Annotated in this window: 20 protein-coding genes and 1 pseudogene; 12 read left to right on the forward strand and 9 right to left on the reverse strand. The window is 70.7% G+C overall.

Annotation, left to right across the window (positions count from 1 at the left end):
* Positions 1-2 precede the first annotated feature (2 nt).
* From ybeY to ACZ4WS_RS12260, 3 genes are read left to right on the forward strand one after another with little or no spacing between them, the layout of a single operon-like run.
* The gene (gene ybeY / locus ACZ4WS_RS12250) at positions 3-500 is read left to right on the forward strand and encodes an rRNA maturation RNase YbeY (protein WP_189185145.1); all 498 of its coding nucleotides are present in this window, start codon (positions 3-5) and stop codon (positions 498-500) included.
* Positions 497-1,801: a hemolysin family protein gene (locus ACZ4WS_RS12255; protein ID WP_467979622.1), complete on the forward strand. Its 1,305-nt coding sequence runs from the start codon at positions 497-499 to the stop codon at positions 1,799-1,801. The genes ybeY and ACZ4WS_RS12255 overlap by 4 nt, the downstream gene beginning before the upstream one ends.
* Positions 1,798-2,157, forward strand: a complete 360-nt coding sequence (locus ACZ4WS_RS12260; RefSeq protein WP_467979624.1) for an MmcQ/YjbR family DNA-binding protein — start codon at positions 1,798-1,800, stop codon at positions 2,155-2,157. Before ACZ4WS_RS12255 ends, ACZ4WS_RS12260 begins: the two co-directional genes overlap by 4 nt.
* Position 2,158: 1 nt before the next feature.
* Here ACZ4WS_RS12260 and ACZ4WS_RS12265 read toward each other — a convergent pair whose 3' ends face one another.
* Positions 2,159-3,613 (reverse strand): MFS transporter, encoded by a 1,455-nt coding sequence (locus tag ACZ4WS_RS12265; protein ID WP_467979625.1) that lies wholly within the window; start codon positions 3,611-3,613, stop codon positions 2,159-2,161.
* A 157-nt stretch (positions 3,614-3,770) separates the two neighbouring features.
* On the opposite strand from ACZ4WS_RS12265, the gene ACZ4WS_RS12270 reads away from it, so the two are divergent.
* Positions 3,771-4,592: a helix-turn-helix transcriptional regulator gene (locus ACZ4WS_RS12270; protein WP_467979982.1), complete on the forward strand. Its 822-nt coding sequence runs from the start codon at positions 3,771-3,773 to the stop codon at positions 4,590-4,592.
* Positions 4,593-4,633: 41 nt separating this feature from the next.
* Complete coding sequence (locus tag ACZ4WS_RS12275) at positions 4,634-4,987, forward strand: cytidine deaminase (protein WP_467979627.1); 354 nt, start codon at positions 4,634-4,636, stop codon at positions 4,985-4,987.
* Positions 4,988-5,123: 136 nt separating this feature from the next.
* On the opposite strand, the gene era is transcribed toward ACZ4WS_RS12275, so the two are convergent.
* Entirely contained in the window at positions 5,124-6,083 is a 960-nt protein-coding gene (gene era / locus ACZ4WS_RS12280; protein ID WP_467979629.1) for a GTPase Era, read from the reverse strand.
* Between the two features lie 165 nt (positions 6,084-6,248).
* Here era and ACZ4WS_RS12285 point away from each other — a divergent pair, with 165 nt between their 5' ends.
* Together ACZ4WS_RS12285 and ACZ4WS_RS12290 are read left to right on the forward strand one after the other, a co-directional pair.
* Positions 6,249-7,556, forward strand: coding sequence for an ammonium transporter (locus tag ACZ4WS_RS12285; RefSeq protein ID WP_467979630.1), 1,308 nt, complete (start codon positions 6,249-6,251; stop codon positions 7,554-7,556).
* A complete protein-coding gene (locus tag ACZ4WS_RS12290) occupies positions 7,553-7,891 on the forward strand; it encodes a P-II family nitrogen regulator (protein WP_389423290.1) in 339 nt (112 codons plus the stop codon). The genes ACZ4WS_RS12285 and ACZ4WS_RS12290 overlap by 4 nt, the downstream gene beginning before the upstream one ends.
* A gap of 242 nt (positions 7,892-8,133) precedes the next feature.
* On the opposite strand, the gene ACZ4WS_RS12295 is transcribed toward ACZ4WS_RS12290, so the two are convergent.
* Positions 8,134-8,610: a hypothetical protein gene (locus ACZ4WS_RS12295; protein ID WP_467979632.1), complete on the reverse strand. Its 477-nt coding sequence runs from the start codon at positions 8,608-8,610 to the stop codon at positions 8,134-8,136.
* 325 nt (positions 8,611-8,935) lie between these two features.
* Positions 8,936-9,772, reverse strand: a complete 837-nt coding sequence (locus ACZ4WS_RS12300; RefSeq protein WP_467979633.1) for a helix-turn-helix transcriptional regulator — start codon at positions 9,770-9,772, stop codon at positions 8,936-8,938.
* Positions 9,773-9,891: 119 nt separating this feature from the next.
* On the opposite strand from ACZ4WS_RS12300, the gene ACZ4WS_RS12305 reads away from it, so the two are divergent.
* Entirely contained in the window at positions 9,892-10,749 is an 858-nt protein-coding gene (locus tag ACZ4WS_RS12305; protein ID WP_467979635.1) for an NAD-dependent epimerase/dehydratase family protein, read from the forward strand.
* 22 nt (positions 10,750-10,771) lie between these two features.
* On the opposite strand, the gene ACZ4WS_RS12310 is transcribed toward ACZ4WS_RS12305, so the two are convergent.
* From ACZ4WS_RS12310 to ACZ4WS_RS12325, 4 genes are all read right to left on the reverse strand, one after another.
* A complete protein-coding gene (locus ACZ4WS_RS12310; protein WP_467979637.1) occupies positions 10,772-12,076 on the reverse strand; it encodes an MFS transporter in 1,305 nt (434 codons plus the stop codon).
* Positions 12,073-13,401: a GH1 family beta-glucosidase gene (locus ACZ4WS_RS12315; RefSeq protein ID WP_467979639.1), complete on the reverse strand. Its 1,329-nt coding sequence runs from the start codon at positions 13,399-13,401 to the stop codon at positions 12,073-12,075. Before ACZ4WS_RS12315 ends, ACZ4WS_RS12310 begins: the two co-directional genes overlap by 4 nt.
* A gap of 193 nt (positions 13,402-13,594) precedes the next feature.
* Positions 13,595-13,861: a protealysin inhibitor emfourin gene (locus ACZ4WS_RS12320; RefSeq protein ID WP_467979640.1), complete on the reverse strand. Its 267-nt coding sequence runs from the start codon at positions 13,859-13,861 to the stop codon at positions 13,595-13,597.
* Between the two features lie 32 nt (positions 13,862-13,893).
* Positions 13,894-14,964, reverse strand: coding sequence for a M4 family metallopeptidase (locus ACZ4WS_RS12325; RefSeq protein ID WP_467979642.1), 1,071 nt, complete (start codon positions 14,962-14,964; stop codon positions 13,894-13,896).
* A 322-nt stretch (positions 14,965-15,286) separates the two neighbouring features.
* On the opposite strand from ACZ4WS_RS12325, the gene leuA reads away from it, so the two are divergent.
* The 4 genes and pseudogenes from leuA (at position 15,287) to ACZ4WS_RS12345 (ending at position 19,760) form a co-directional block, all read left to right on the forward strand.
* Positions 15,287-17,017, forward strand: coding sequence for a 2-isopropylmalate synthase (gene leuA, locus ACZ4WS_RS12330; RefSeq protein WP_467979644.1), 1,731 nt, complete (start codon positions 15,287-15,289; stop codon positions 17,015-17,017).
* A gap of 186 nt (positions 17,018-17,203) precedes the next feature.
* Positions 17,204-17,899, forward strand: coding sequence for a TerB family tellurite resistance protein (locus tag ACZ4WS_RS12335; protein WP_467979646.1), 696 nt, complete (start codon positions 17,204-17,206; stop codon positions 17,897-17,899).
* Between the two features lie 380 nt (positions 17,900-18,279).
* A pseudogene (locus tag ACZ4WS_RS12340) lies at positions 18,280-18,420 on the forward strand (response regulator transcription factor); the annotation flags it as partial.
* A 119-nt stretch (positions 18,421-18,539) separates the two neighbouring features.
* On the forward strand, positions 18,540-19,760 hold the full coding sequence (locus tag ACZ4WS_RS12345; protein ID WP_467979648.1) for a sialidase family protein: 1,221 nt from the start codon (positions 18,540-18,542) through the stop codon (positions 19,758-19,760).
* Between the two features lie 244 nt (positions 19,761-20,004).
* Here the strand turns inward: ACZ4WS_RS12345 and ACZ4WS_RS12350 are convergent, their stop codons facing one another.
* A complete protein-coding gene (locus ACZ4WS_RS12350; RefSeq protein ID WP_467979650.1) occupies positions 20,005-20,940 on the reverse strand; it encodes a dihydrodipicolinate synthase family protein in 936 nt (311 codons plus the stop codon).
* Positions 20,941-20,947 lie beyond the last annotated feature (7 nt).

Genomic DNA, 20,947 nt, shown 5'->3' on the forward strand with positions numbered 1-20,947 from the left:
CCATGTCGATCGACGTCAACAACGAGTCCGGAACCGAGGTCGACGAGCAGGCGATCCTCGACATCGCCCGCTACGCGCTCGCGCGGATGCGCATCCACCCGCTCTCCGAGCTCTCGGTGATCGTCGTGGACGCCGACGCCATGGAGCAGCTGCACATCCAGTGGATGGACCTCCCGGGGCCCACCGACGTGATGTCCTTCCCCATGGACGAGCTGCGCCCGCCGTCCAAGGACGACGACGAGCCGCCGCAGGGCCTGCTCGGCGACATCGTGCTCTGCCCGGAGGTCGCCGAGCGGCAGGGCAAGGAAGCCGCGACGCAGCACTCCATGGACGAGGAGCTCCAGCTCCTCACCGTCCATGGGGTGCTGCACCTGCTCGGCTACGACCATGAGGAAGCGGACGAGAAGGCCGAGATGTTCGGCCTCCAGGCCGCCATCGTGGACGGCTGGCGCGCGGAGAAGGGCATGACGGGCCCGTCTCCGGCCCCGACCGTGTCATGAGTCCTCAACTCGTGATCGGCGCCGTCCTGCTGGTCGTCGTCGCGTGGCTCGCCGCCTGCGCGGAGGCGGGCCTCGCGCGCGTTTCCAGCTTCCGCGCGGAGGAGGCCGTACGGTCCGGGCGGCGCGGCAGCGCGAAGCTCGCGCAGGTCGCCGCCGACCCGACCCGCTATCTGAACGTGGCGCTGCTCGTGCGCGTCGCCTGCGAGATGGCCGCCGCCGCGCTCGTCACGTACGCCTGCCTGAAGGAGTTCACCGAGACCTGGCAGGCGCTGGCCGTCGCCATCGGCGTCATGGTCCTCGTCTCGTATGTCGCCGTCGGCGTCTCTCCGCGCACCATCGGCCGCCAGCACCCGCTGAACACCGCGACGGCGGCGGCGTACGTGCTCCTCCCGCTGGCGCGGATCATGGGCCCGATCCCGCCCCTGCTCATCCTCATCGGCAACGCCCTGACGCCCGGCAAGGGCTTCCGGCGCGGCCCCTTCGCCTCCGAGGCCGAACTGCGCGCGCTGGTCGACCTCGCCGAGAAGGATTCCCTGATCGAGGACGAGGAGCGCCGCATGGTGCACTCCGTGTTCGAGCTGGGCGACACCCTCGTACGCGAGGTCATGGTGCCGCGCACCGACCTCGTCGTCATCGAGCGCTACAAGACCATCCGCCAGGCGCTGACCCTGGCCCTGCGCTCGGGCTTCTCACGCATCCCCGTCACCGGGGAGAGCGAGGACGACATCGTCGGGATCGTGTACCTGAAGGACCTGGCCCGCAAGACGCACATCAGCCGCGACGCCGAGTCCGAGCTGGTGTCCACGGCGATGCGGCCCGCAACCTTCGTGCCCGACACGAAGAACGCGGGCGATCTGCTGCGCGAGATGCAGCAGGAGCGCAACCACGTCGCCGTCGTCATCGACGAGTACGGCGGCACGGCCGGCATCGTCACCATCGAGGACATCCTCGAGGAGATCGTCGGCGAGATCACCGACGAGTACGACCGCGAACTGCCGCCCGTCCAGGAGCTCGGCGACGACCGCTACCGGGTCACCGCCCGCCTCGACATCGGCGACCTCGGCGAGCTCTACGGCTTCGAGGCGTACGACGACGAGGACGTGGAGACCGTCGGCGGACTGCTCGCCAAGGCGCTCGGGCGGGTCCCGATCGCCGGGGCCTCGTCGGTGGTCGAGCTGCCCGACGGGCGGGAACTGCGGCTGACCGCGGAGGCCGCGGCCGGGCGCCGGAACAAGATCGTCACGGTGCTTGTCGAGCCGGTCGGCCCGGTGGAGCCCCCCGAGGAGGAGAAGCCGGAGTGACCCCGAAGCAGCTGCGCGCCTTCTGCCTGTCCTTCAACGCGACCGTCGAGGACTTCCCCTTCAACCCGGAGACCTCGGTCTTCAAGGTGCTGGGAAAGCTCTTCGCGCTGACGAACCTGTCCGCGCGCCCGCTGACCGTCAACCTGAAGTGCGACCCGGAGGACGCGGTCCGGCTGCGCGGCGAGTACCCGGGGCTGATCATCCCCGGGTACCACATGAACAAGCGGCACTGGAACACCGTGGCGGCCGACGGCGAGCTCCCGGACCTGTTGGTCCGGGAGCTCGTCGAGGACTCGTACGACCTGGTCGTCGCCGGTCTGCCGAAGGCCGAGCGCCTCCGCCTCGACCGTCCCTGAGTCACGCCCGCGCGTTGCGCCCGCGCAGGCCCACCGCGACCAGCACCGCCGCCACCAGGACGATCGCCGCGTCCAGCGACAGGACCGTGTGGACGCCGTCCAGCAGGTTCGTCGAGGTGGTCGCGAGGACACCCAGCAGCGGGATGCCGATCGTGATGCCGACCTGCTGGGTGGAGGTCACCAGGCCCGTGGCCAGGCCCTGTTCCTCGTTGGGCACGCCCGAGGTGACGGTCAGGCCGTACGAGATGATCGCGCCGAGGTGGCACACGCTGGCCAGCGAGACCGCGGCGGTGGCGAGCCAGACGGACCAGGTGTGGGAGTTCAGCAGCACGAGCGTCGCCACGAACAGGCCCTGACCGGCCAGCGAGCCGACCAGCGTACGGCGGGCGCCGATGCGGCCGATGACCTTCGGGGCGTACACCCCGGCGAGGGCCGACAGGAGGCCCTGGGCGCCGAAGACCAGGCCCGTCTTGAAGGCGGAGAGGCCGAGGGTCTCCTGGAGGTACAGGGTCAGCACGAAGATCACCGTCGACATCATCGAGAAGGTGACCAGACCGCCGAGGTTGCCCCACGCCACCGTGCGGCGGCGCAGCATGGGCAGGCTGACCAGGGGAGCCTCGGTGCGCGATTCGATGTACACGAAGGCGGCGAGCAGGGCCACGCCCGCGACGAGGGTCGTGATGACGTCGGCGCCGCCGAAGCCGCGCTCGGCCGCCGTCGACAGGGCGTAGATCAGGGCCAGCAGGCCGCCCGTCACGGTGACCGCACCGGGGATGTCCAGGCGCGGGCGGTTCGGGATGGGGGCACCTCCCATGCCCTCAAGGCTATGGGGGAGGGACTCGGGCAGCAGGCCCGGTGCCAGCGGCAGCACGATCAGCGCGAAGACCGACAGCAGGCCCATCGTCGAGCGCCAGCCCAGTGCGTCGGTGAGGACACCGCCCGCGACCATGCCGACCGTGAAGCCGAGGGAGAGGAGCGTGCCGGAGATGCCCAGGGCACGGTCGCGCGCCGGACCCTCCGGGAACGTCGTGGTCAGCAGCGACATGCCCGTCGGGATGATCGCCGCCGCGCCCAGGCCCTGCAACGCCCGCCCGGCCAGGAAGGACGCCGGGTCCCAGGCGAAGGTCGCCAGCAGTGAGGCCGCGCCGAAGACGGCCAGGCCCGCCAGGAACAGCTTGCGGCGCCCGTAGAGGTCGCCGATGCGGCCGAAGAGGAGCAGGAATCCGCCGGAGGGCAGTGTGAAGGCGGTGACCGCCCACTGGAGCGCGGACCGGCTCATGCCCAGGTCGTTGCCGAGGACGGGCAGCGCCACGTTCAGTACGGAGAAGTCGAGCGCGACCATGAACTGCGCCGCGCACAGCACGAAGAGGACGAGCTTGTCGCGGGTCGACAGCCGGGTGTCGAGGGGAGGTTGGGGGGTGTGTACGGGACTGGATGCGGTGGTGTCGATCGCCATGGCAAGAGCTTCCAGCGATCGGAATAATCGTGGGGAGCCGGAACTTATGCTGGTGGTCGCACCACCAGTCACGATGAGGGGGCACCATGAGGGGGATTCGCACGTGACGGAGGACGCGCTCAAGACCCAGCGGCTGCGGGATCTGCGTGAGTTCCTGATGAGCCGCCGGGCGCGGGTGTCACCTGCCGAGGCCGGGCTGCCGGACGGCGGGGCGCGCCGTCGCACCCCGGGCCTGCGCCGCGAGGAGGTCGCCGTGCTCGCGGGTGTCGGCGCCTCCTGGTACCAGTGGCTGGAACAGGGGCGGGACATCTCCGTCTCGCCGCAGGTCCTCGACTCGGTCGCCCGCGTGCTGCGGCTCAGCAACGCCGAGCGACGCCACCTGTACGTGCTCGCCGGGCTGAACCCGCCCGCGCCCGAGGTAGCCCCCGAGGACCGGGACATGTGCGACGGGCTGCGGCGGCTGATCGACACGTGGATGCCGTATCCGGCGCACATCATGGACCAGTACTACAACTGCGTCATGTACAACGACGCCGCCGGGATGGTTCTCGGCATGCGTCCCGAGAACACGCAGAACTGCATCCTCGATTTCTTCACCGACCCCCTCTACCGCGGCCACTCTCGGACCTGGGAGGTGAACGCACGGACGGTCGTCGCCCAGTTCCGGGCGTCCTGCGCCGCCGCCCCCGACGACGAGGGCTTCCAGGAGCTACTGGCCCAACTCAAGGAGGTCAGCGCCGAGTTCGGCGAGCTGTGGGAGCGGCGGGACATCCAGGAGGCGGGGCAGATCCGCAAGGAGCTCGACCATCCGCTGGTCGGGCTGCTCACCGTCGAGTCCACCGCCATGAAGGTCCCGGCACGGCCCGATCTCACGATCGTGCTGCACACGCCGCTGCCGGAGGCGAACACCGCGGCGAAGCTGGAGTGGCTGGCTTCGCCGGAGGGGCGGCGGGGGTCGATGTACCCCGTTGCCGGGTAGGCGCCTGATCCCGGTACGCCGGTTCTTCGTATGCTCAGGGCATGACCGACAGCAGCGCGCTTGACCCCGAGGACCGCAAGATCGTCACCCTGGCCCGTTCCGCGCGGGCCCGCAACGGTGTGCCCGAGGGGGCGGCCGTACGTGATGAGACGGGCCGTACGTATGTCGCCGGGACCGTGGAGCTGCCCTCCCTGCGGCTGAGCGCCCTGCGGACCGCGGTGGCGATGGCGGTCGCTTCCGGGGCGAAGTCCTTGGAGGCGGCGGCGGTCGTCTCCGAGGAGGAGGGTGCTTCTGACGAGGACCGCGCGGCCGTACGCGATCTCGGCGGGCCCGAGACGCCGGTCCTGGTGGCGGGGCCCGACGGGGCGGTGCGGGTCGTCGTCACTGCGGGCTGAGGGGTTTCGCCCCCGCCGCCCCTGCCCTTCCCGTCCTGGGGCTCCGCCCCAGACCCCGCTCCTCAAACGCCGGAGGGGCTGATTTCGGGCGGAGCCCCAGGTACGGGACAGGTAGGGACGGCGGGGCGAAAGAAACTCAGAAGCCCAGCTTCCGGAGCTGGCGGGGATCCCGCTGCCAGTCCTTGGCGACCTTCACATGGAGGTCGAGGAAGACCGGCGTACCCAGCAGCGCTTCGATCTGCTTGCGGGACTTGATGCCGACGTCCTTCAGGCGCTTGCCCTTGGGGCCGATGATGATGCCCTTTTGGCTGGGGCGCTCGATGTAGACGAAGGCGTGGATGTCGAGGAGGGGCTTGTCCGCGGGCCGGTCCTCGCGGGGGAGCATCTCCTCGACGACGACGGCGATGGAGTGCGGAAGCTCGTCGCGTACGCCCTCGAGCGCGGCCTCCCGGATCAGCTCCGCGATCATGACCTGCTCGGGCTCGTCCGTGAGGTCACCCTCGGGGTAGAGCGCAGGCCCCTCCGGCAGCAGCGGCACGATGAGGTCGGCCAGCAGGCCCACCTGCTTGTCGGCGACCGCGGACACCGGCACGATCTGCGCCCACTCGAAGCCGAGCTCCTTGCCGAGCTGGTCGATCGCGATGAGCTGTTCGGCGAGCGTCTTGCTGTCCACGAGGTCGGTCTTCGTGACGATCGCGATCTTCGGCGTCTTCTTGATGGACGCCAGCTCCTTCGCGATGAACCGGTCACCGGGGCCGAGCTTCTCGTTCGCGGGCAGGCAGAAGCCGATGACGTCGACCTCGGCCCAGGTGGTGCGTACGACGTCGTTGAGACGCTCACCGAGCAGCGTGCGCGGCTTGTGGAGCCCGGGGGTGTCCACCAGGATCAGCTGGGCGTCGGGCCGGTGCACGATGCCGCGCACCGTGTGCCGCGTGGTCTGCGGCTGGTCCGCGGTGATCGCCACCTTCTGGCCGACCAGAGCATTCGTGAGGGTGGACTTGCCCGCGTTGGGGCGGCCCACGAAGCAGGCGAAGCCGGCGCGGTGGTTGGCCTCGGACGGCTCGGATGACTGGGTACGAACGCTCATGGCGCCCATTGTCCCTGATCCACAAGCGCCCGCCGCACGCCGAGTGCCCCACACGGTGCGGTGAGGTTCCAGAAACCCCCACGCAACACGAAACACGCCGGAAACGCGTACGTGCACAACCGGAAACCCGCGCCGGTGACTCTCTGACGACGCCCCCGGACCGCTGGAGAGACCGTGACCCTGGCCGCCCCCCACATCGACACCGGCGACACCGCGTGGCTGCTCGCCGCCACCGCCCTCGTTCTTCTGATGACCCCGGGGCTCGCCCTGTTCTACGGCGGCATGGTCCGCACGAAGAGCGTCCTCAACATGCTGATGATGAGCTTCGTGTCGATCGCCCTGGTCACGGTGGTGTGGCTGGTCGCCGGATACTCCCTCGCGTTCGGCGGCGACGCCTTCGGCGGGCTGATCGGCGGCCTGGAGCACGCGGGCATGGCGGGCCTCGGCCCGGACAGCGTGCAGGGCACGGTCCCCACGCTCCTCTTCGCCACCTTCCAGCTGACCTTCGCGATCATCACGGCGGCGCTGATCAGCGGCGCGATCGCCGATCGGGCGAAGTTCGGGGCGTGGCTGGTCTTCGTCCCGGTCTGGGCGCTGCTCGTATACGTTCCCGTCGCCCACTGGGTGTGGGGCCCGGGCGGCTGGATTCTCGACCAGCTCGGTGCCCTCGACTTCGCGGGCGGTCTGCCGGTCGAGATCACCTCGGGCGCCTCCGGCCTGGCCCTCTGCCTGGTCCTCGGCCCCCGCCTCGGCTTTAAGAAGGACGCCATGCGGCCGCACAACCTGCCGATGGTGATGCTGGGCGCCGGTCTGCTCTGGTTCGGCTGGTTCGGCTTCAACGCGGGCTCGGCCCTCGGTGCCAACGGCCTCGCGGCCGCCGCCTTCCTCAACACGCTCGCCGCCGGCTGCACCGGCCTGCTCGGCTGGCTGTTCGTGGAGCAGAAGCGGGACGGCCACCCCACCACGCTGGGCGCCGCCTCCGGCGCGGTCGCGGGCCTGGTCGCGATCACCCCGTCCTGCGGATCCGTGTCCCTCCTCGGCGCCCTCGTCGTCGGTCTCGCCGCCGGCGCTGTCTGCTCGTACGCCGTGAGCTGGAAGTTCAAGCTGAACTACGACGACTCGCTGGACGTCGTCGGCGTCCACCTCGTCGGCGGCATCGTCGGCACGGTCCTCATCGGCGTCTTCGCGACGAAGGCGATGACGGGTGGCGCCGAGGGGCTCCTCTACGGCGGCGGACTGGGCCAGCTCGGCAAGCAGCTGGTCGCCGTGGTGGCCGTCGGGGCGTACGCCTTCGCCGTCACCTACGGCATCGGGAAGCTGATCGACCGGCTCATGGGCTTCCGCGCGGACGAGGAGCAGGAGCAGACCGGCCTGGACCTTACGGTGCACGCCGAGAGCGCCTACGATCACGGGGTCCTGGGCCATGGTGCCCCGGTCTCGTCATCCCTCCCCACCGCGCAGAAGGTCAAGACCCAGGCATGAAGCTCATCACCGCGATCGTCAAGCCGTACCGCCTCGACGAGGTCAAGACCGCGCTCCAGGAGATCGGCGTGCACGGGCTGACCGTGACCGAGGCCAGCGGGTACGGGCGTCAGCGCGGGCACACCGAGGTGTACCGCGGCGCCGAGTACCAGGTCGACCTCGTCCCCAAGGTCCGGATCGAGGTCGTCGTCGAGGACGCCGATTCGGACGCGGTCATCGACGCGATCGTGAAGGCCGCGCAGACGGGGAAGATCGGGGACGGGAAGGTGTGGGCGGTGCCGGTGGAGACGGTCGTACGCGTACGGACGGGCGAGCGCGGCCCCGACGCACTCTGAGCGTCCACGACTGCGTACGGCCCCGACGCGTTCTGATCACCACCACCGCCCCCGCGAACCCGGCCCCCACCACCAGCCACGGCAGCGCGAAGAACGACGCGCTCGCCGACTCCTGGGTTCGCAGTTGAGTCAGACGCGCCGGGCGGTGCGCGGACCGGTGCCGCTGCGCGCGGGCGGCACCGGTCTTCACGTGCCGGGTGCCGGTCTCGGACTTGCTGTGAGCTTTGGTGTCCGTCTCGGTGTCAGTCGAACACGAACGGGCTCGGGGACTGCGGTGCGTCCGCCGTGCAGGTGATGGTGATGCCGAAGACCACCATCTGGAGGGAGCCGCCGTATGCCTCCAGGCTGTCGCCGGAGGCGACCGTGCCGTCCAGGGGGCCCACCGAGACCCCGCTGCCCGCGGCCATGGCGGGGTTCTTCGTGCCGGTGAAGTCGGTGGTGCCGCCGCCCGCCTTCACCAGGGTGAGGGTGGAGGCGACCGAGTCCTGGGCCACGTCGATCGGGGCCGTGATCTCGGTGGAGCTGAGGGTGATGGTCGCGGCCGTGCCGTTCTGCGTGGCCGTGAGGGTGGCCGCGCCGCTGCCGCCGATGCTGCACGTCGCGTTGATGGTCGCTGTCTGGGGGGTGACGGCCGCGGCGGTCGGCGCGAAGGCCAGGCCGGTCGCTGCGAGGGTGCCGGCGACTAACGCCGCGACGGTTCCGAGTCGCTTGCCTCTCATTGGATTCCCTTCCCTTGTGGGGGAATTGCCATGTGGGGATGGTCGGGACGGGGCCGTCCGCCCTGTCCGGGCGCACGGGGGCTCACCTCTGTGCTCGGTGAGGGTGCGGGGAGCTGTGTGCCGGGACCTGTCGCGAGCGGGATGCGGGCGCTGCGCGGTGTGGGGTATCTGACGGTCCGTCGGAATGTGCGGTTCCATTGATGCGCGGGGGGCGCACGATTGCAAGGGCTGCCGCCCCATTCCTTCAACGGTCACTAAAAGTGGCCGAAGTTGAGCCCCAGGGACGGGACGGGCAGGGGCGGCGGGGGCGAGGAAAATCCGGCGGTCACGGGTGGGCAGGGGTCATGTTCTGGAGGCCTACTACGCGGAGGAGTCGGAGGCGTTCGTGGGAGTCGGTGCCGGGGCGGGCCGTGTGGATGATGAGGAGTTGGTTGTCGCCGGAGCTGAGGAGGTATTCGCAGTCCAGGTCGAGCAGGCCGACCGTGGGGTGCAGGAATCTCTTCGTCGAGGCTCGGCGTACCGCCACTTCGTGTGACTCCCAGAGAGCAGCGAACTCCGCACTCGTCGCGCGGAGTTCGGACACCAGCGACGCCGGCCCCGGGTCGCCGGGACGGGCCGCCGTGACCGCGCGCAGATTGGCGACGTGGGAGCGGGCATGCTCGGCCCGGTCCTCGGCCGGGAAGAGCGCGTGGGCCCGCGGGTCGGTGAAGAAGCGCCGGACGACGTTGCGTTCGGCACCGGCCTCACCGACCAGCGCCGCCGCCATCGCGTTCTGCGCGAGCACATCCCCGTAGTCGGTCATGACCTGCGCGGGCGCGTCGTGCAGCCGGTCGAGGATCAGCAGTAGACCGGGCCGGACATGCGTGGAGGCGCTCTCGGCCCGTGGCGGTTCCTCACCCACCAGATGGAAGAGGTGATCCCGTTCGTCGCCGGTGAGGCGAAGCGCCCGCGCCAGCGCGCCGAGCATCTGGCGGGAGGGGCGGGGGCCACGGGACTGTTCGAGCCGCGTGTAGTAGTCCACGGACATGCCCGCGAGCGCCGCCACCTCCTCCCGGCGCAGCCCGGGCGTACGCCGCCGGGCCCCGGCCGTGAGGCCCACGTCGGACGGCTCCAGCCGGGCCCGGCCGCGGCGCAGGAAGTCGGCGAGTTCTGCTCGGTTCACCTCTCCAGCGTGACCGATCCCGCCCGGCTTATCCAGGCACTTCCGATCCCCGGATCGGAAGGTCTCTCCCGCCGCGCCCGGCACGGAGAGACGCTCGGAACCGACGAGAGGAGCACATCATGCTGACGTTGGTGACAGGAACCACCGGTGAGGTCGGCCGCCGCTTCGTACCCCGGCTGCTGAGCCAGGCACCCCCCGGTGATCACGTACGGGTCCTGGTCCGCGACGAGTCGAGGGCGGCCGCCCTCGCCGACCTCGGCGCCCAGGTCGCGGTCGGCGACCTGCGGGACACGGAGACGCTGGGCAAGGCCCTCGCGGGCGTCGACGCGGTGGTGAACATCGCGGCCGCCTTCCGCGGCGTACCGGACGAGGAGGCGTGGGCCGTCAACCGCGACGCCGCGCTGGAGCTGGGACGGGCCTCCGTCGCCTCGGGCGTACGCCGGTTCGTGCAGGTCAGCACCAATGTCGTGTACGGGACCGGCCGCGGGCGTCCGCTCACCGAGGAGGACCCGGCCGTGCCCGGCGGCGAGATGTGGGGCGCGTACGCGGAGTCGAAGGGGGAGGCGGAGCGGGGCCTCCTCGCCCTGGCGGGCGGCATGGACGTACGGATCGGGCGGCTCGCCTTCGTCTACGGCGAGGGAGACCCGCATCTGGCCGCATCGATGAGGTGGGCCTCCCAGTGGGCAGCCACCCAGCGCCTCCAGCTGGTCCACCACGCCGATGTCGCCCAGGGCCTCCGCCGCCTCCTGTACGCCCCGGGCGCGGGCGGCGGGATCTACAACATCGCCGACGACGCCCCCGTCACCACCGTCGACCTCCACCACCTCAACGGCGTCGAGATGCCGCCCGCCCTGTACGAGCGCACCGATGCCGACCCCTGGTTCGGCATCGTCACCACGGCCCGCATCCGCCGCGAGCTGGGCTTCCGCCCGCTGTACCCGTCGGTGTGGACCGCCGTGGACGCGGGCGCCCTCTAGCGGGCCGACGCGGCACCTGCCTTCAGTCCACCCCCCTGATCCGCCCCACCAGCACCGCCCCCGCGAGGCCGATCACCGCCGAGACGAGGTACAGCACCCGGTAGCCGCCCAGGTACGTGACGATCGGGGCGGCCAGGGCGGGGGCGGCGACCTGGGGAAGGGCGTTGGCGATGTTGATGACGCCGAGGTCCTTGCCGCGGTCGAGGGCCTTGGGCAGGACGTCGGTCATCAGGGCGAAGTCGACGGAGGTGAAGACGCCGAAGCCGATGCCCAGGACCGCCGCGGCGACGATCGCGCCGGGCCAGGTCTGCCAGCCGGCCAGCGCCGCCGTGGCCACCGCCATCAGGACGCCGGACCAGATCACGAACGGTTTGCGGCGGCCGAGCCGGTCCGACCACACCCCGCCGACCACGACCGTCGCGAGCAGCGTGACGCCGTTGACCGCCGTGAGGATCAGGACGCCCTGCTCGGGGTCGTCGATGAGGGTCCCCCCGGTCGAGCGAAGCCGAGAGTGGGGGAGCAGCCGGTCCCTCAAGTAATAGAGCAGGTACAGGAGTACGAGCGCGTTGCTGAGGTTGATCAGGAAGCGGGTCAGCCATGCCCAGGCGAGGTCGGGGTGGTCGCGGGGGCTCAGCCAGAAGGAGGTGAGGAAGGCCCGCCAGGACCAGGCGGGGCGGGCCGACACCGGCAGCCGCAGGTCCTGGTAGCGCAGTACGTACGGCAGGACGCCCACCAGCGTGAACACCGCGCACGCCGCGTACCCGCCCCCGGTACCTCCCGCCACCGTCGCGAGCCCCGTACCGCCGACCACGCCCAGGATCTGCGCCGCGCCCAACCAGCCGCCCACGGAGCCCCGTTGGAGCCGCGGCACCCGGTCGGGGACGGCCGCCGTGACCGCGGCGAAGGCGGCGTTCAGGGTGAGCTGTACCAGGCACCAGCCGAGCGCCATGGTCCAGACGCCGCCCGCGCCGGCCAGGATCAGCAGGGACAGCGCGCCGCCCGCGGCTCCGGCCACGATCCACGGCGTACGGCGGCCCCAGCGGGCCGTGGTGCGGTCGGACAGCGCGCCGAAGAGCGGATTGGCGACCAGCGAGACCACCGCGCCCGCGCCCGTGACCCAGGCCAGCATCGTCTCCTTCGACATACCGGTGCCGGGCGCGAAGTCCTCCGCCTGGGAGGCCAGGAGGATCTGGAGGGGGCCGTACCAGCCCACCCAGATCGCCCCGTTGGCGAGCGAGAGCGCCGCGGTCCAGCCCCGGCCGACCCGCTCGACGGGTTCGCCGAGGGCGTCCGCGGACGGTGGTCCGACCGGGTCCGCGGCCGTCATCCCCGCGCCCGCAGCACGTCTCGCAGCCAGGCGTACGACGCCTTCGGTGTCCGCTCCAGCGTGTCGTAGTCGACGTGCACCAGACCGAAGCGGCGCGCGTATCCCTCCGCCCATTCGAAGTTGTCCATCAGCGACCAGACGAAGTAGCCGCGTACGTCGACACCCTGCTCCAACGCCCGGTGCAGCGCCCGGACATGACCGTCCAGGAACGCGATCCGCTCCTGGTCGTCGATGCCTTCGTACGAGCAGCCGTTCTCGGTGATGACCACGGGCGGGAGCCGGTCGCCGTAGCGCTCCTGGAAGCCGACCAGCAGCTCCGTGAGCGCCTCGGGGACGACCGGCCAGCCGAAGTCCGTGACCGGGTAGCCCTCCAATTCGCGGACGGAGAAGGGGAGTTCGGCAGGCAGGGTGAGTCCACTGAACTCGATCTCCGCGCCCTCGGGGGCGCCCACCTTGGTCGGCTGGTAGTAGTTGATCCCGTACCAGTCGATCGGCTCCGCGATGACTTTCAGGTCCGACTCGACGTCGCCCGGCATCAACTCGCCGATGCCGTCGGGATATTGACCCAGTAGCAGGGGGTCCGCGAACAGGCGGTTGAGGAGCAGGTCGTAGAAGTCGGCGGCCTCCACGTCCTCGGTGCGCCGTGAGGCCGCCCAGGTCGGGCCGTGCGAGTTGGCGATCCCGATGTCCGTGGCCCCGGCCGCGCGCAAGGCCCGTACCGCCAGGCCGTGTGCGAGGAGTTGGTGGTGGGCCACCGGCAGCGCGTCGAACATCAGCTTCTTGCCGGGGGCGTGGGCGCCGAGGGCGTGGCCGAGCAGGGTGTGTTCGGCGGGTTCGTTGAGGGTGATCCACTTCTTCACCCGGTCGCCCAGACGTGCGGCGACGACACCGGCGTACTCGGCGAAGCGCTCCGCCGTGTCCCGGGTCAGCCAGCCGCCCGCCTCCCCGAGCTCCAGCGGCAGGTCCCAGTGGAAGAGCGTCGGTACGGGGCGGATGCCCGCGGCGACCAGTTCGTCGACGAGCCGGTCGTAGAAGTCGAGGCCGCCGGGGGAGTTCACCCTGGGCCAGGAGATCGAGAAGCGGTAGGCGTCCACTCCGAGGCCCGCCAGGAGTGCGACGTCCTCCGGGTAGCGGTGGTAGTGGTCGCAGGCCACCGCCGCCGTTGAATTGTCTTTTATTCGGCCGGGCTCGGCCGTGAAGGCGTCCCACACCGAGGGGTCGCGTTCGTCTGCGGCTCCCTCGATCTGGTGGGCCGAGGTGGATACGCCCCAGAGGAAGCCGGGCGGGAACTGCGGTAGGGGGTTCGTCGCCATGCGCGCGATCATCCGTACCGGCGGTAACGGAAGTCAACGGGGCGGTGTGAACCAGCAGTTAGGGCTCGGCGGGGGCGCCTAGGGGGAGGGGTGGTGCTGTCTTCGGCGGCTGCGGGCTTTCTCGGGCTGGTCGCGCCCACGCGGCGGAGCCGCACAGTGTCACGGACCCGCGCCCCCGAAGGGGCGCCCCACCTGGCCACAGTTGCTACGCGCCCTCCTTCAGGACCTTCGAAATCAGCTTTCGCTGCTCCTGTGTCAGTCGCGGGTCGGCGGCGTACACCGTCTTGCCGTCCACCGTGATCTCGTAGCTGAAGCCGTCCGGGACGCCGATGGAGGGCGTGCCCCGGCCGGCGGCGATTGCCTGCTCGGCCAGGGCGTGCCACTCATGGGCGTCGGGCCGTCCCGAGGTGTCCACCTCGGCCTGGCGCTCGATGCCCGCGAATCCGCCCGTGCGCCTCACCTGAATACGCATGGGTCCTGTCTAGTACGAGTCGGACGCCAGGGCTACGAGGCCGGGACCCCGACCTGCTCCCAGGCCTTCGTCACGGCCTGCAGTTCCTCTCCCTCGTTGTACCGGGACCGTGCCGCGGCGAGCGTGAGGCGCGCGAAGTCCGAGAAGAGTGCCTGCTGGGGCAGCTCCCCGCCGGTGAGGACGTCGTACCAGATCTGTCCGGCCCGCTCCCAGGCGTGGCCGCCGAGCGCCTCGGCGACGAGGTAGAAGGCGTGGTTGGGGATGCCGGAGTTGATGTGGACGCCGCCGTTGTCGCGGCCGGTGCGGACGTAGTGGTCCATCGTCGCGGGCTGCGGGTCCTTGCCGAGCACGTCGTCGTCGTACGCGCTGCCCGGCTCCTTCATGGAGCGCAGCGCCGTGCCGGTGACGCGCGCGGCGAGCAGGCCCGCGCCGATCAGCCAGTCGGCCTCGGTGGCGGTCTGGCCGAGCGTGTACTGCTTGATCAGCGAGCCGAAGACGTCCGACATGGACTCGTTCAGGGCGCCCGGCTGGCCGAAATAGGTCAGGTTCGCGCTGTACTGCGTGACGCCGTGGGTCAGCTCGTGGCCGATGACGTCGACCGGGATGGTGAAGTCGAGGAAGATCTCGCCGTCACCGTCGCCGAACACCATCTGCTCGCCGTTCCAGAAGGCGTTGTTGTAGTCCGTGTCGAAGTGCACGGTGGCGTTCAGCGGCAGGCCCTCGCCGTTGATCGAGTTGCGCTGGTACGCCTTCAGATACAGCTCGAACGTCGCGCCGAGACCGGCGTACGCGCGGTTGACCGTGGCGTCCTTGCCGGGCTTGTCGCCCTCGCCGCGGACCTTCTTGCCGGGCAGGTCCTGGTGGTGGCGGGCGTCGTAGATCGTGCGGTGCGGCTTGGCCTCGGTGGTTCCCTGGGGCGGGGCCACGGAGGGCGCGCCGATGACCGTGGTCAGCCGGCGGTGGGTGCGCTCGAAGGCGTCGTGCTCCAGTGTCTGGCGGGCGGGACCGGAGAGCGCGGGGTCCTCGTGCTGGGCGAGCTTGTCGAGGACGTGGGGCGGGACGATGGTGCAGAAGACGGGCTCAAAGCCCCCGTTGGTGGTCATGCCCGGCACCCTTGCACTGAGTTATGGCCCTGTCACTACCTGCAACCATGATTGGTGAAATGCGGCGATAGGGAGCCTCGGACTCCGGTCGAGAGTGGTATAGGGCACTTTTTGTCCCAAATGTTCCCCCGGTCCCGCATACTGATACAGCCTCCCCGCACGGAGCACAGCTCGGCTAGGCTGCGGAGCATCATGCGTTTCGGGCTGCTTCTCCTTAGCTGCCGCGGCGAGGGCCTGTAGTCGAGGCCGACCCCCTCCCCGCGGAGTCTGGCGTTGCGCCGTCGGCCGTCCTTTCGGACACCCACCGAGGAGCCCACGCATCATGGCGAACAGCCAGAACCGCCAGCAGCCCACGTCCATGCCGATCCACAAGTACGGCCGGTACGAGCAGGTCGACATCGCCGACCGCACCTGGCCGGACAACCGGGTCACCGTCGCCCCCCGCTGGCTCTCCACCGACCTGCGTGACGGCAACCAGGCCCTGATCGACCCCATGTCGCCCGCCCGCAAGCGCGAGATGTTCGACCTGCTGGTGAAGATGGGCTACAAGGAGATCGAGGTCGGCTTCCCCGCCTCCGGCCAGACCGACTTCGACTTCGTGCGCTCGATCATCGAGGAAGAGGGCGCGATCCCGGACGACGTGACGATCTCCGTGCTGACCCAGGCCCGCGAGGACCTGATCGAGCGGACCGTCGAGTCGCTGAAGGGCGCCAAGCGCGCCACCGTGCACCTGTACAACGCGACGGCCCCGGTCTTCCGCCGGGTCGTCTTCCGCGGCTCCAAGGACCAGATCAAGCAGATCGCCGTCGACGGCACGCGCCTGGTCGTCGAGTACGCCGAGAAGCTGCTGGGCCCCGAGACCGAGTTCGGCTACCAGTACAGCCCCGAGATCTTCACCGACACCGAGCTGGACTTCGCCCTGGAGGTCTGCGAGGCGGTCATGGACGTCTGGCAGCCCGGTCCGGGCCGCGAGATCATCCTCAACCTGCCCGCCACGGTGGAGCGCTCGACCCCCTCCACGCACGCGGACCGCTTCGAGTGGATGTCGCGCAACCTGTCCCGCCGCGAGTACGTCTGCCTGTCCGTCCACCCGCACAACGACCGCGGTACGGCCGTCGCCGCCGCCGAGCTGGCCCTGATGGCCGGTGCCGACCGCATCGAGGGCTGTCTGTTCGGCCAGGGCGAGCGCACCGGCAACGTCGACCTGGTCACGCTGGGCATGAACCTGTTCTCGCAGGGTGTCGACCCGCAGATCGACTTCTCGAACATCGACGACGTGCGCCGCACCGCCGAGTACTGCAACCAGATGGAGGTCCACCCGCGCCACCCGTACGTGGGCGACCTGGTCTACACCTCCTTCTCCGGCTCCCACCAGGACGCCATCAAGAAGGGCTTCGACGCCATGGAGGCCGACGCGAAGGCCAAGGGCGTCACCGTCGACGACATCGAGTGGGCCGTCCCGTACCTGCCGATCGACCCCAAGGACGTCGGCCGCTCGTACGAGGCCGTCATCCGCGTCAACTCGCAGTCCGGCAAGGGCGGCATCGCGTACGTCCTGAAGAACGACCACAAGCTGGACCTGCCGCGCCGGATGCAGATCGAGTTCTCGAAGATCATCCAGGCGAAGACGGACGCCGAGGGCGGCGAGGTCACCCCGAAGGACATCTGGGCGATCTTCCAGGACGAGTACCTGCCGAACCCCGAGAACCCGTGGGGCCGTATCCAGGTCAAGAACGGCCAGTCCACGACGGACAAGGACGGCGTGGACACGCTCACCGTCGAGGCGTCGGTCGACGGCGTCGACACGGTCCTGACCGGCACAGGCAACGGTCCGATCTCCGCGTTCTTCGACGCCCTGCAGTCCATCGGCATCGACGTACGCCTGCTGGACTACCAGGAGCACACGATGAGCGAGGGCGCGTCCGCGCAGGCCGCCTCGTACATCGAGTGCGCCATCGACGGTCAGGTCCTGTGGGGGATCGGCATCGACGCGAATACGACACGTGCCTCGCTGAAGGCCGTCGTCTCCGCCGTCAACCGCGCGGCCCGCTGACGATCCTGACCGGCGCTTTTCCTGGCCCCGTCCGCCTTTCGAGGCGGGCGGGGCCACGTCGTATACCGGCCAATTGCCGTGCAGGTCACGGGCAGGTCTCGTCCTGGGTACTGACGTTGACTCAACAATGTGGCTAACATCACGCCAGCGCGGCGATGTTGCCGCGGCGTTACGGAGGTGTGCGACGTGCTGCCAGGATGGGGACGAAACGGTCGTGCAGTTCAGGTTTCCCACATCCTGGGCACCCGTACCGCGTGGACGGCCGTCGGCGACGGCGAGTTCTTCTGCCCCGGCTGCGGAGGCGACCGCAACTACCAGCGCCTCACCGGCCGTCGCCGCGTCACGTTCCTCGGCGTTCCCGTCCTCCCGCGCGGCGAGACCGGGCCCGTCGTCGAATGCGCCGCCTGCCGCCACCACTACGGCGCCGACGTCCTCGACCACCCGACCACGACCCGCTTCTCCGCGATGCTCCGCGACGCCGTCCACACCGTCGCCCTCGCCGTGCTCGCCGCGGGCGGCGCCTGCGCCCGTACGTCCCTGGAGACGGCCGCCGGAGCGGTGCGCTCGGCCGGCTTCGACGACTGCACGGAGGACCAGCTCGGCGCCCTCGTCGAGGCGCTCGCCGCGGACACCGGCCGTGTCCTCGGGGAGCCGTGCGGGGCGAGCCTGGCCATAGAGCTCCATGAGGCCCTGGACCCGCTGGCCCCGCACCTCGCGCCCACCGGCCGGGAGGCGATCCTCCTCCAGGGCGCGCGGATCGCCCTCGCCGACGGGCCGTACACCCCCGCCGAGCGGGACGTCCTGGCCACTGTGGGCGCGGCGCTGACGATCTGCTCGGACGATGTGACGCGGTTGCTGGTGGCGGCGCGCACACCCTCCTAGTGCTCCTCGTGCTGCTGGTACTTCTCGTCCTCCTCCTTGGTCCTCCTCCTTGGTACTCCTCCGGGAGTAATACGGCCCGTCGGGCCACCCGTCGCAGTACCCCCGAACTCGCCCTCCCGTGCGACGAATCCGGCCCGCCGCGCCGGGAGTCTGGTGCATGTCCAGACACCCGTCCAGGAGGGGAGGACCCCGTCATGGGGCCCGCAAAGACAACCACGCGTACGCGGCGACGGGCCGTGCCCTGGCTGCTGCTCGGGCTCTGGGTGGCCGTGCTGGCCGTCGTCGGCCCGGTTCGCGTCGAAACTCGCGGACGTGCAGCACGACCGAGCCGTGGACCCATGACCACCGCTGTACGTTCCTGGAGGGCCGCCTCGTGCCTAATAGCGGAGTCGCTGGGCCTGAGTCCGCTCACCGCGAAGACCCACGTGAGCCGCATCAGGGGCAAGCTGGGCGCCCGCGACCGGGCCCAGCTGGTGATCGTGGCGTACGAGTCGGGGCTCGTCACTCCGGGCACCTGTTGAACTGACGCCGCATCAACACGCCGTAGCGGCACGGGTATTGCCGCGTCCCGTAAGGCACATTAGGTTCTCCTGGACATAGACATCCCACGTCCCACCTCCTCCGCCGTCCAGGGAGTGCCATGACCGTCACGAGCCGCATGGTCGCGTTCGCGGCAACCACCGGACTCCTCGCCGCCCTCACCGCCCTCGCGGCCACCGGTACGGCGTCGGGCGCGCCGCTCGCCATCGGGGGCTGTACCTCCTCCGTGCCGTACACCGCGGGCCAGGACGGCTACGACACGTACCGCATCCCGGCGACGGTCACGACCGGCGCGGGCACGCTGCTGGCCTTCGCCGAGGGGAGGCACAGCGGTGCGGGCGACACCGGGAACATCGACGTCGTCCTCAGACGCTCCTTCGACGGCGGCTGCACCTGGGGTCCCCTGCGGGTCGTCGCGTCCGGGGACGGGGACACCCGGGGCAACCCGGCCCCGGTCGTGGACCCGCGCACGGGCCGGATCGTCCTGGTCACGTCCTACAACAGCGGTGCGGTGACCGAGGCGCAGATCATGCGGGGCGAGGTCACGCCGGAACAGAGCCGTCGCGTCTTCGTCCAGACGAGCCGCGACGACGGGCGGCACTTCTCCGCTCCGCGCGACATCACGGCGGACGTGAAGCTGCCGGACTGGCGCTGGTACGCGACGGGCCCGGGGCACGCGGTCGCGCTGCGGCACGGCCCGCACACCGGGCGCCTCGTGATCCCCGCCAACCACTCCGCCGCCCCGCCCGTGGGCTCCGCCGACACCGGGCAGGAGCCCAAGTACTACGGCGCGCACGCCCTCTACAGCGACGACGGCGGGTTCCGCTGGCACCTCGGGTTCGTCGACGACTCGTACGACGGGGTCGCCAACGCCAACGAGAGCGGAGCCGCCGAACTGCCCGACGGGCGGCTCTACTTCACCTCCCGAGACCAGAACGGCACGAGCCCCGGGAATCGCCTCGACGCCTACTCCGCCGACGGCGCCGAGACCCTCGTCCGCCCCTACACGGTCCAGCCCACCCTGAACGACGTCCCCGTGGTCCAGGCCTCCGTCCTCCAACTCCGCGGCGGGCCGTCCGCGCCCCTCCTCTTCTCCGGCCCCTCCGTCCCCACTGCCCGCCAGTCGATGGCGATCTGGCGCAGCACGGACGGGGGCGCGACCTTCACCAAGGCGACGACGCTCTCCTCGCTGCGGGCCGCGTACTCCGACCTCGTCCAGCTGGGCGCCGGCCGGGTCGGGATCCTCTACGAGACGGGTGCGACGGGGACGTACGACACGATCGAGTTCCGGCGGATCCCGGTGACCGACCTCGGGGGCTAGGTGGAGCCGTGGTGGGTTTTTCGCCCCCTCCGCCCCTGCCCTCCCCCACTCTCGGCTTCGCTCGAGCGGGGGGACCCCCATCGTCCCTGGGGGCTGCCGCCCCCAGACCCCCGCTTCGGCCTGAACGGCCTCGTCCTCAAACGCCGGACGGGCCAAGAATCAGCCCCTCCGGCGTTTGAGGAGCGGGGTCTGGGGCCGGAGCCCAAGGACGGGACGGGCAGGGGCGGAGGGGGGCGAGAAAACCTCACAGCAACCCCGCCGCCGCCAGATACTTCCCCACCCGCTCCACCTCCGCCTCCGACAACGGAACCTGCGGCTCCGCGGTAGCCGGACAGGAGATCACCCCCCGCAAGCACAGCGCCGCCTTGAAGGCCCCCAGAGCCGACGAACTGCCGCCCATCCGGGCGGGGTCGCCGACGCCCACCATGCCGAACAGGGCGCAGAGCCGTTCCTGTTCGGCCCGCGCCCGCTCCCAGTCCCCCTCCCGGCAGAGCCGGTCGAGGCGTACGTACCCGTGCGGATCGACGTTGGCGAGGCCGGGCACGGCCCCGTCGGCGCCCAGGGCGAGCGCCGAGTCGACGACGAGTTCGGAGCCGGTGAGGGCGCTGAAGCCGGTGATGTCGGGGTGTGCACGCGCGCCTGTCACGACGGAGCGAAAGCCGGCGAGGTCGCCGCTGGAGTCCTTCAGCCCGGCCAGTACGCCGTCCGCGGCGAGTGAGAGGACCAGCTCCGCGTCCAGCTTGGTGTGGACGGACGCGGGCAGGTCGTACGCGAAGACGGGAGCGGAGGAACGGGCCGCGATCAGGCGGAAGTGGCGGGCGATCTCCGCCGGGTGCGTACGCGTGTAGAAGGGCGCGGTCACCACGACCGCGTCCGCCCCCGCCGCGGTCACGTACGCCACATGGTCCAGCACCCGCGGCGTCGTCATGTCGATCGCCCCCGCGAGCACCGGCAGTTGACCCCCGGCATGCGACACCACCGTCGACACGACCAGCCGCCGGTGCGCGTCCGTCAGATACGCCGCCTCCGAGGACGAGCCCAGCACGAAGAGGCCGTCGACACCGCCCTCCACCAGGTGGTCGACGAGCCTGATGAGCGAGGGGACGTCCACCTCGCGGTCCGGTGTCAGGGGGGTGCAGACGGGCGGAACGACACCGGTCAGCGGGGTGGGGATCGGCATGCGGGCT

Source organism: Streptomyces sp. NPDC029292 (genome assembly GCF_055569295.1).